General features: G+C 33.9%; 10 protein-coding genes, 1 tRNA gene and 2 pseudogenes. 5 read left to right on the top strand and 8 right to left on the bottom strand.

Annotated elements, in window-relative coordinates:
- The first annotated feature begins 33 nt into the window (after positions 1–33).
- Positions 34–489: an N-acetyltransferase gene (locus O3664_RS07460; protein WP_020903548.1), complete on the top strand. Its 456-nt coding sequence runs from the start codon at positions 34–36 to the stop codon at positions 487–489.
- 71 nt (positions 490–560) lie between these two features.
- Positions 561–800: a transposase gene (locus O3664_RS07455; RefSeq protein ID WP_020903549.1), complete on the top strand. Its 240-nt coding sequence runs from the start codon at positions 561–563 to the stop codon at positions 798–800.
- A gap of 109 nt (positions 801–909) precedes the next feature.
- On the opposite strand, the gene O3664_RS07450 is transcribed toward O3664_RS07455, so the two are convergent.
- The 5 genes and pseudogenes from O3664_RS07450 to O3664_RS07430 form a co-directional block, all read right to left on the bottom strand.
- Positions 910–1,113, bottom strand: coding sequence for a CsbD family protein (locus O3664_RS07450; RefSeq protein ID WP_000109960.1), 204 nt, complete (start codon positions 1,111–1,113; stop codon positions 910–912).
- 30 nt (positions 1,114–1,143) lie between these two features.
- Complete coding sequence (locus O3664_RS07445; RefSeq protein ID WP_000064110.1) at positions 1,144–1,752, bottom strand: Asp23/Gls24 family envelope stress response protein; 609 nt, start codon at positions 1,750–1,752, stop codon at positions 1,144–1,146.
- Positions 1,753–1,793: 41 nt separating this feature from the next.
- Complete coding sequence (locus O3664_RS07440; protein WP_000455064.1) at positions 1,794–1,964, bottom strand: DUF2273 domain-containing protein; 171 nt, start codon at positions 1,962–1,964, stop codon at positions 1,794–1,796.
- A gap of 10 nt (positions 1,965–1,974) precedes the next feature.
- Entirely contained in the window at positions 1,975–2,547 is a 573-nt protein-coding gene (gene amaP, locus O3664_RS07435) for an alkaline shock response membrane anchor protein AmaP (RefSeq protein ID WP_023946078.1), read from the bottom strand.
- A gap of 76 nt (positions 2,548–2,623) precedes the next feature.
- Positions 2,624–2,859: pseudogene (locus tag O3664_RS07430) on the bottom strand (GlsB/YeaQ/YmgE family stress response membrane protein).
- 375 nt (positions 2,860–3,234) lie between these two features.
- Between O3664_RS07430 and mgaSpn the strand changes: the two are divergent.
- Positions 3,235–4,712: pseudogene (mgaSpn, locus tag O3664_RS07425) on the top strand (virulence factor transcriptional regulator MgaSpn).
- 523 nt (positions 4,713–5,235) lie between these two features.
- Here the strand turns inward: mgaSpn and O3664_RS07420 are convergent.
- Positions 5,236–6,381: a low temperature requirement protein A gene (locus O3664_RS07420; RefSeq protein WP_150922471.1), complete on the bottom strand. Its 1,146-nt coding sequence runs from the start codon at positions 6,379–6,381 to the stop codon at positions 5,236–5,238.
- Positions 6,382–7,184: 803 nt separating this feature from the next.
- Between O3664_RS07420 and O3664_RS07415 the strand changes: the two genes are divergently transcribed.
- Complete coding sequence (locus tag O3664_RS07415) at positions 7,185–8,474, top strand: DUF308 domain-containing protein (RefSeq protein ID WP_371613833.1); 1,290 nt, start codon at positions 7,185–7,187, stop codon at positions 8,472–8,474.
- Between the two features lie 9 nt (positions 8,475–8,483).
- A complete protein-coding gene (locus O3664_RS07410; protein WP_033681461.1) occupies positions 8,484–9,572 on the top strand; it encodes an AI-2E family transporter in 1,089 nt (362 codons plus the stop codon).
- 140 nt (positions 9,573–9,712) lie between these two features.
- Here O3664_RS07410 and O3664_RS07405 read toward each other — a convergent pair.
- A tRNA-Lys gene (locus tag O3664_RS07405) sits at positions 9,713–9,785 on the bottom strand.
- Positions 9,786–9,847: 62 nt separating this feature from the next.
- Complete coding sequence (locus O3664_RS07400; RefSeq protein WP_033681462.1) at positions 9,848–10,363, bottom strand: DUF308 domain-containing protein; 516 nt, start codon at positions 10,361–10,363, stop codon at positions 9,848–9,850.
- Positions 10,364–10,650 lie beyond the last annotated feature (287 nt).

Raw genomic sequence — 10,650 nt, 5'->3', positions numbered from 1 at the left:
ATGGAGAAACATAGATAAGATGGTGAGGCAAAGATGATAATTCGTTTTGAAGAAAAGGTGAGTACAGAAAACGCTCAGCTCGTATGCAAATGGTCCAACTCCCTTGGCAAATCCTTTCAAGAACAATGGATGGGACCAAGGATTCCTTTTCCCTTGACCATTCAAGTTTTGCAAGATTTGGAAGGAATCTTTTCAATCTTTGAAGGACAAGAGTTTGTGGGGCTTATCCAGAAAATCAGGCAAGAAGACAGCAATCTTCATATTGGACGCTTTTTTATCAATCCCCAGAAACAGGGACAAGGCATAGGTAGTCAGGCTTTAAGGAAATTTGTTAGTTTGGCCTTTGAAAGTGGAGACATAGATAGTATTTCTCTAAATGTCTACGAGGCAAATCAAGCAGCCCAGCACCTTTATCAAAAAGAAGGATTTGAAATCGTTCAAGTGGTTGAAGCACCTGTACGAAAATACATCATGAAAAAGGGGAGATAGAAGCAAACAGCCTTGAAATCAATGTTGACTGCGATGATGAACCTGAATCAGCCCCTCAAAAGGGACTGTATATGAATGAACGTTACCAGTGTTTAAAAACTAAAGAATATCAGGCACTTTTATCTTCCAAGGGTAGACAAATTTTCGCTAAACGTAAGATTGATATGAAATCTGTCTTTGGGCAGATAAAGGTTTGTTTGGGTTATAAGAGATGTTATCTGAGAGGTAAGCGCCAAGTGAGAATTGACATGGGATTCGTACTCATGGTCAACAACCTGCTGAAATATAATAAGAGAAAGAGGCAAAATTAAAAAGCTAGAGTTCCGCAATTGGAAATCTCTAGCTTTTTGTTTTCTGAGAATCATCTTGACTCAGACTCTTTTGACTAATGTTACTAAAAAGATAAAGTAACTTTTAGCCTTATTTATTGTCGCCACTCAACATGTTTTTAACACCTTCGATAGCACCTTCTACAGCGTCTTTGGCATCTTCAGCAACTTCTTTTACTTTAGAAACAACTTTTTCAGCTGTTCCTTCTTTTTCCATTTTTTCATCACCGATGGCTTTTCCAACACCTTCTTTAATAGAACCTTTAGCTTGATTTAATTTTTCTTCTACTGACATGATAATTTTTCCTGTTATATTTATTTTATCTTAGTTTACACGAGTTTTTTCGTGAGATACTACACCAGTTGCTGCACCTTTAACAGCTTCTACACCTTCACTAACTTTTTCTTGAACAGTTGAGAAACCAGATCCAAGACCAGATTTAGCTTTTTCGAATTGTTCTGAAGCGAATTCTCCTGTTGATTCAGCAACGTCAGATACGCGATCTTGAAGGCTTACTGAGTCTGCTTCATGTTGTTCTTTAGTTTTGATGTCGACAACGTTTACGTTGATTTCAACAACTTCCAAGTCAGTCATTTTAGCAACTTCTGAAGATACGATTTCTCTGATTTCTGAATATAAAGCTGGAACATTTTTTTGGTACTCAGCAATAATGTTTAAGTCAACTGCAACTTGTGTTTTACCAACTTCTACGTTAACACCACTTGTTACGTCATCGCTGTTAACGATTTTTTCTTTAAGATTTGAGAAGAAACCACCGTCGATTCCCAAAAGACCTGAAACGTTTTCTAGTGACAGACCAATGATTTTTTGGATAACTTTATCTTCGTAAGTAAGTTCCCCTTTGATTTCGTGAGCTACAGCAGTAGCATCTTTCTTTTCTACGTTAGTGTTAATGTTTTTTTCGTTTGACATATGAAACTCCTTTAATTAAATTAGTAATTTTTATTTTTTTTTTATTTATCTATATAGTTTTTTTCGATATATAATCCAGCTGCAACTCCCAGTGCTCCTAAAATCAATACAAATATTGTTTTGAAGAAGCCAAAGGAGATAATCAAACAAGCGAGAAATACGCCTATGAGACCAGCGATAATTGGATATCGATATTGTTTAAGCCATTCCATTTTTACTTCCTTACTTTACACGACTAACAGTCTTTTTGTTTTGAGGTTTTGGTTTAGGCTGGTAGTCTTTTACTAGAACTTCTAGTTTAACCTGACGCTCAATACCAAAAAACTGCTTCAATCCATTAGTTATTTCATTTTGAATTAGTTGGCATCTGTCAGCGATGTTGTCCGAAGGAAGAATTTTACCTTCTACATGAACAAAACATTTATTTTTTCGTAAATTTACATGAACAGTTGGGTTCTTGATCAATCCATGATCACTTACCAAACTTCTAACAAAACCTTCGATTGCAGAATTCTTTAATTTCAATGTATCGTTTTTAGTTTCAAGTTGAATTTCCAAATAACGTTTAGGATAAAACAACACAACTAACATCGATAACAAAACTAAAGTTGATAGAGCCACTATCCCCCAGAATATATATCTAGATAGATAGAATTCAACGAAATGATTCTGTCTCCAGCTAAATAGCTGAATGCCTAGATCACTAACTTGATGATAATCTATCAAAACAGGAAGGAAAATTGTCAAGATTAAAATACAGAAAATAATTAAAAATATTTTCTTTGTTTTTGACATATACAATCCTTTCGATTTAACATTAAACTATTTTTAACCGTCTAATCTATTTAAAAATAGTTTATTCTACAAGTAATTATTTTTTACCTGTAAAGAATGATATTACAGTAACAACAATTGCTGCTCCTGCAATAGATGGGATCAAAGCCATTCCAGCGATGGATGGGCCCAACTACCTAAAAGGGATTGTCCTACAGATGACCCGACTAAACCAGCGAATACATTTGCGACGATTCCCATAGAACTACCTTTTTTAGTGATTCTACCTGCTACAAGTCCAATCAGACCTCCAGCAATGATTGACCACAATATTGCTTACCCTCCTTTTCTATTTTAATATCAAAAAATAAATCAATTCCTTTGATTATCGCTATTATATAATTTTAATATAAAATAATCAATTATTTTGATTATTATATAATTTTAATATAAAAAAATCAAATTCTTTGATTGTTGCTATTATATAATTTTTAAAATTAAAAATATAATCTTTCGACTTGAATTTGATTCTGTATTCACGCACTTAATAGACGGTAAAATAAGAAAATTGTTTATATATTGCCTCCGTAGTGTTATTATACGAGATAAAGGATCTTAGTAAAAGTCGTTATAGCATGCTATACCTATTCATTGTGGTATAATTGCAAGAGGTGAAATCCGATAATTTATAAAAAGAGAAAGACATTCATGAGAGATTTATTATCTAAAAAAGTCATAGGCAATTAGAATTATTAGAATTATTATTTGAACATAAACGATGGTTTCATCGTTCTGAACTAGCAGAGTTATTAAATTGTACAGAACGTGCAGTCAAAGATGATCTATCCCATGTTAAATCTGCTTTTCCTGACTTGATTTTTCATTCTTCTACTAATGGTATACGCATTATTAATACCGATGATAGTGATATTGAAATGGTTTACCATCATTTCTTTAAACATTCAACTCATTTTTCGATTTTAGAATTTATCTTCTTTAATGAAGGTTGTCAAGCTGAAAGTATTTGTAAAGAATTTTATATCAGTTCATCTTCGCTCTATCGTATTATTAGCCAAATCAATAAAGTGATTAAAAGGCAATTTCAATTTGAAATCAGTCTGACACCTGTTCAAATCATTGAAAATGAGAGAGACATTCGTTACTTTTTTGCACAATATTTTTCAGAAAAATATTATTTCCTAGAATGGCCATTTGAAAATTTTTCATCAGAGCCCCTATCTCAATTGTTAGAATTGGTTTATAAGGAAACAAGCTTTCCAATGAATTTGTCAACTCATAGAATGCTAAAGTTGCTCCTAGTTACGAACCTATATAGAATAAAGTTTGGTCATTTCATGGAAGTAGAGAAAGACTCTTTTAACGATCAAAGTTTGGATTTTTTAATGCAGGTAGAAGGAATAGAAGGTGTTGCTAAGAATTTTGAATTAGAATACAATATCTCTTTAGATGAAGAAGTTGTTTGCCAATTATTTGTGTCTTACTTTCAAAAAATGTTTTTCATAGATGAAAGTCTCTTTTTGAAATGCGTAAAAAAGGATAGCTATGTTGAAAAATCTTACCATCTATTGAGTGATTTTATTGATCAGATTTCAGTCAAGTATCAGATTGAGATTGAGAATAAGGATAATCTGATTTGGCATCTGCATAATACTGCACATCTGTATCGTCAGGAGTTGTCCACTGAGTTTATTTTATTTGATCAAAAAGGGAATACAATCAGGAATTTTCAAAATATTTTCCCTAAATTTGTTTCAGATGTAAAAAAAGAGCTTTCTCATTATTTAGAGACTCTTGAAGTTTGTTCTAGTTCAATGATGGTAAATCATCTATCTTATACCTTCATCACTCATACCAAACATTTGGTGCTTAATCTACTACAAAATCAGCCAAAGCTGAAGGTTCTGGTTATGAGTAATTTTGATCAGTATCATGCAAAATCCGTTGCAGAGACACTTTCTTATTATTGCAGCAACAATTTTGAACTTGAAGTTTGGACTGAATTAGAATTATCAAAGGAATCTTTAGAAGAATCGCCTTATGATATCATCATTTCTAATTTTATTATTCCTCCGATTGAAAATAAGAGACTGATCTATTCAAATAATATAAACACGGTCTCACTCATATCTTTGTTAAATGCCATGATGTTTATTCGATTAGATTAGTAACCTAAAATAAAAAATGCTATTTCGCGTTTTGAACTGTACCTCAAAAGTTAGACAGAAAAAATCTAATTTTTGGGGTGTTTTTATTAAGAAAAGACCTTCAGTCATTTAAGTAAAATGTACATCTAGAGTCATAGTCCTCTAAAACTCTTGCTTTTTTTGTAGAAGATACGAAAAAAACCTTGATTCCAAGGCTTTTCCTGTTGTATTTAGATGCCCCCTACATGAATTTGTAAGAACTTTTCATATTGAAAATAAACAAAAATGTTGAAATATAGCTGATTTTAGGGAAATACTTTTAGGTATTTTCAATGTAAATATTTCAAAATGGGGCAAAAGTGGGGCAAAAACGAATGACTCGTATTTGGTTTGAAAACCTATAATACCTAATGATTATGCCATACTAGATATATAGTGTTGTTATAAATAAATGTCAGTGCGAGTTCAAATCGGAGGATAAAATGGAAAAACAAATTAATGCAAAAAAGCCTTGATTCCAAGGCTTTTTTATGTTATAAACTCATTAAAATAATCCCCAGTTAGATTTGGAATATTTTTTATTCTGTGTCATATAAAAATAAATAAAATGAATGGCTATAGCTAGAGCTAAAATGGTTGTTATACTCACTACTATTATAGGATTAGAAGCAAAGATTAAAGAGAGAATCAAGGCAGCCAGATAGAGTGTCGCTTGGACACAGTAGTAACTTTTCGAATAGCGAAGATAGTGTTTGTTATGGGGCCCATTTACTAGGACAGCAGCTTGAAAGAGGCCAAATCCGATATAAGAGAAGCTGGTTGCAAAGAGACGATTAGCTTCAGGATTCAGAAGAAAACTCATCGAAACGGTCATCATAAGAAGTCCAATGAAAATAGGATAGTGACTGTAAATTAGAAATAGTCCCTTTTGATTAGATTTTTCATCAATAGCATGGTCGAATTGACCAAAATAAAACAAGAACAGAGAAATCATAATAATGAAATAAAGAACCGAATAAATCGAGAAATTCTCGATTGTAAAGAAGTTAGCTAGCTCCGTAATCATCTCTCCAAACATAATAATGACAAGAAGGGAGATGCGCTCGATTAAATGGGGGAGATTTACCTGGTAATGCTTATCTTTATTAAGCAAGATACTTGGCATAATAAATGTTAGCAGAATACTAGCAAATAAGATATAGACTCTAAGGTAAATAGGAAGAAGAGCTGCTAGATAGAATCCTAAACTTCCTAGACCTGTTATCCATAGAAAACCTTTGATACTTTCCCGATTAGCATCATCGGTTGATTTTCTAAAAAATTCAACCAAATATTGAAAAAATAAGGTAAGGGTTAATGTACCAATAGCCCAACAGAGATAATGAAAATATTGTTGCCAATCAGGTCCAATCATATTGGCTATAAAGAGTAAAATTCCCATTTTGATAAACATGATTACTATGTTAAATAAAGAGTTCTTTCCATAGCGATTGGTATAATCGGTTTGAATCATCCAGGAATCGATGAGAAACAAAGTAGCAATGAAAAAATCAAGGAAAGAATTCCAAGTCAAAATACCGTTATGAAGATGGTCAATTAAAGTAGTTACTTTTGAAATTGCAAAAACAAAAACTAGGTCATAAAAAAGTTCTGAAAATTCTACACGTTTATGTTTAATAAGAGTTGTCATCTTAAGACCTTTCTATTTTAGAAGTACAATTTATTATAACAGAAAATGGTAATAAAAAAAAAGGGAGATGCTTAAATAACTTCATGTGACGCGAATGAACTGCGCCACAAAAGTTAGGTTTTTTCTGTCCAACTTTTGGGGTCAGTACAGAAGGGCCGCTTTTTCTATCGTTTTTTAGTGCTAAGACTACACAAAAAAGCCTTGATTCCAAGGCTTTTTCCTGTTGATTTAGATGCCCCCTACAGGGATTTGGAAAGGACTTTCATATTGAGAGCAATTAAAAATATTGAAATATAAGTGATTTTAGGTATTTTCAATGTCATGATTTAAAAATGGGACAAAAGTGGGGCAAAAACCATACAGATTCTAAACTGTATGGTTCTTTTTTTATCTAACCAAGAAAGGTTAAAACTTATTAAAATAAATGCAATCAACTGTTGAAAACTTTTTAGTCCGTGTAATATAAAAACAAGTAAAAAGTTGAACTATAGGGAATATTGTGTCATAATAGGTAATAGATGAATAATTAATAGATTGGAAATAATGCTTTCTTACCTTAACAAGTTGAATTGGTTATACATTTTTTCGTCGCAATTGTGTCTATCTCTCGAGTTTAGCTAGTTTTTATAAGCTCTGGTTTCTAATCAATATAACAAATTTTAGAAGTGCATAAGACAAGATGGTGACATTACTACAGTCATTTCTAGTCACCATATGTTGCTGGCACAGGCTGTTTGTAGTGTTGGCTATTTACTAGTCAGTTTAATCGGAGTGTTTAATTTTTATTGTTGAAAGGTTTTTATATGGAAAAAATTCTATCTTTAGGTCTGACAGGTTGGAAATTACTTGCTCAGGGTTTCTTATTTGTTCTGCTAGGTCTTATCTTGATGGTTACGGGGACTTGGTTGCCAGTAACGGTTATTCGACTGGTTCTGTTTTTAGCTTGGATAGCAACGGTCTTAGATTTAGTATTACGTATTTTCAAAAAAAGTCAGTCAACGGACACCTTGGGAGTTGCACTGGTTAAATTGTTAGTGCTGGGATATTTGCTTGGCTCCAATTTTGCGACGGATGTGCCGATTTATATTTTGGCTCTTGTGATTGGAGTTTATCAGATTTTTCATGCTACTATCAACCTTGTCACCTATGTTCTCTACCGCAAAAACAAAATTCGACCTCGTTTTCGTCTCTTACTAGATGGACTCGTACTAGTTTTTCTTGGTGGGACTAGTCTTTTGTCCTCTACAGGAAATTCTGTCTTTCAACTCTTTGTATTAGGGGCTTATTTTTTCCTTTATGGTGTGTCCAATATCCGTGATGGTTTCTTGTTTGAGGAGGAAATTGGGAAAAACCATCTCAAACGTCGTGTAAGAATGAGCTTACCTATTGTCCTAGCCGCTCTCATCCCTGCAAGAACTTTAGCAAAAGTTAACAAATTTATGCTGGAAAATGCTGATGAGGAAGAAGATATCCATCTTGGAATAGTGAAGTCTGGTAAGACAGCGGAGCTTGAAATTTTTGTTCATACAGCTGAGACCTCTCTGTTTTCGGCAATTGGTCATGTGGATATCTGCTATCAAGGCCGTGTTATTTCTTATGGCAACTATGATCCGTCTTCTGAGACCTTATTTGGCATGGTAGGAGATGGTGTCTTATATTTCTGTGATCGTGACAAGTACATTGACCTATGTAAACGTGAGAGTCAAAAAACGCTTTTTGGTTATGGGATAGATTTGACGCCTGAAATGGAAAAAGCAGTTCAGAAAAAGTTGGCTGAATTGAAACAACTGACGATTCCATGGGAGCCAAGTGCAGATAAAATCATGACAGGGGATGGTAAGGAAGACTACACCTACGCTTATAAAATCAGACATGAGACAGATGGGGAACTTTATAAATTTATCAAATCTAAGTTTAAATCCTACTTTGTCTTATCTACAAACTGTGTGCTCTTGGCTGATACCATAGTCGGTCAGGCTGGCACCGATATCCTCTCACCCAAAGGATTTATCGCTCCAGGAACTTACCAAGCCTACCTTAATCGAGAGTTTGAAAAACCAAATAGTATAGTCGTATCTAAACATGTTTATTAAGGAGAATTTATGAACTTAGTAAAAAAATACACCCCGTTAATACTTTTTATAGGGCTGGTTGCTCTTGTAATTCTGAATGCATCGAGCTTTATATCAGGAGCAATCTCTCTCTTTGATGTAATATCAACCTTGATTTATGGTGCTGTTATTGCTTTTGTGCTTAATGTTCCTATGAAAAAAATTGAACAGTACTTAGTTAAATTGAAGGTAAAGGCAGAGTTGCGTCGTCCGATTGCCATGGTACTTGTTTTCCTAGCTCTTATCTTAATCGTGATTGCTCTTTTGGTTTTGGTGCTGCCAACCCTAGCTCAGACTATTAGTCAGCTGGGAACAGTCCTTTCAACAGTCCTTACTCAACTTGGGAAATTTCTAGGCAGCTCGGAATTTGTAACCAAAGACATGTTGTCAACTATCGTATCAGGCATACAGGGACAATCTAGTTCTATTAGCCAAGCTTTGATAGGTTTTTTATCAGGTCTGACTAGTAATATCGGCAATATTTTTTCAAGTTTGATGAATGCCTTTTTGATTATAGTCTTCACCTTTTTATTTTTATCCAGTAAGGAACATTTGGCAGCGATGACGAGTCGACTTCTAAAAGTTTTTCTTCCAGAGAAGGTGGTGATAAAGTTGACTTACATTGGACAAGTAGCACTAGAGACTTATGACCAATTTTTGATGAGTCAGCTGATTGAAGCAGTTATCATAGGAGTTATGATAGCGGTTGGTTACAGCGTGTTTGGGATACCCTATGGAGTAATGACAGGTATCTTTGCAGGAGTGCTATCGTTCATTCCTTATGTAGGGCCTATGATTGCTTGTGTTGTGGGAGCGATTTTTATCTTCACAGTGAGTCCTACTCAAGCCTTACTTTCTCTTCTTCTATATCAAGTTATACAGCTGATTGAAGGAAACCTTATTTATCCTAGAGTTGTAGGTCAGTCTATTGGTTTGCCAGCTATTTTCACGCTTGCGGCTGCTAGTATTGGAGGGAATCTTTTCGGACTACTTGGGATGATATTCTTTACACCGATATTTGCTGTTATCTATCGATTGGTTAAGGAATTTGTCGTTGCAAAGGAAAATCAGCTAGATTAAGAAAAACTAAATTTAATAAGATATACTGAGAAGAGAGTGAGAGATTCTCTTCTCTTTTATTTTTAAATACTTTTCTACAAAAAGCTATTAGACGTTAAAAAAAGCCTTGGTTTCAAGGCTTATTTCTGTTGATTTAGATGTGCCCCCTGCAGGGCTCGAACCTGCGCCCCATAGCTTAAGAGTCTACTGCTCTACCAACTGAGCTAAGGAGGCAACAGAAAAAGCTGAGAATGTAACTTCCCAGCTATTTTAATATGCCCAAAATGGCAGCTAGATTATTTACGAAAGGCATCAAGGATATAGGTGAAACCAACAATTAAAAATGCAAAGGCAACGACATAAACGACAAAGACACTTGTAGCTACTGGATTGAACAAAATCACTAGACCTAGTAAAAATGCAAGCAACGCTATCCACATGATATGGTTGCCAATAATAGGGAAAATCAATCCCAGACGATTGCCTTTAAAGAAAGCTATAATGGCTTCTACAATTAACCAAATTCCTAAAATAGTTGGAATGACAACTGGCAGCGTCACAAAGCCATAGGCAACGAGGTAAAGAGCTAAGAGAAGATTAACAATCCCTTGGAAAAGATGAGCTGGTGAGCGAAGCTCTTTTGGTACAGAGAAATAGCCTAAAATAGCTGCTATAGAAGAAACCAGTAAACCAAATGCAATCCACCAGCTGTAAACAACAAGATTAGCTACTGGGTTTGTAAATAGGAAAAGTCCTAAAAGGACAAAAACAACTCCTGCAAGGAATAGCAGTAAACGATTAGAAAATTTCATTTCAATACCCCCTATATAGTATAGTCTGATAATAAAACTATTATACTTATTTTTATAGAAAATGTCAATAAAATAAATAAACAATTTGGAAGTTTCAGTTTTTATTATTTTGAAAATAAAAAGAGAAGATAAAATTTGTCTTCTCTACATGAAAATATTGTATGGCATCAAAGCAAAAGTAACTGGCTTTACACTATTTGTAAAGATGTAATTTGATTCAAAAAGAAAAGATAGATTTAAAATGTGGGACAAATGATGGGGTAAATCAGTTATAGACAAGCAAAAAA

Origin of the sequence: Streptococcus sp. 27098_8_109, assembly GCF_041432295.1 — a bacterium.
In the GTDB taxonomy this organism is placed as follows: domain Bacteria; phylum Bacillota; class Bacilli; order Lactobacillales; family Streptococcaceae; genus Streptococcus.
Note: the sequence above shows the minus strand (reverse complement) of the source record. Positions and strands in the feature narration are given on the sequence as shown.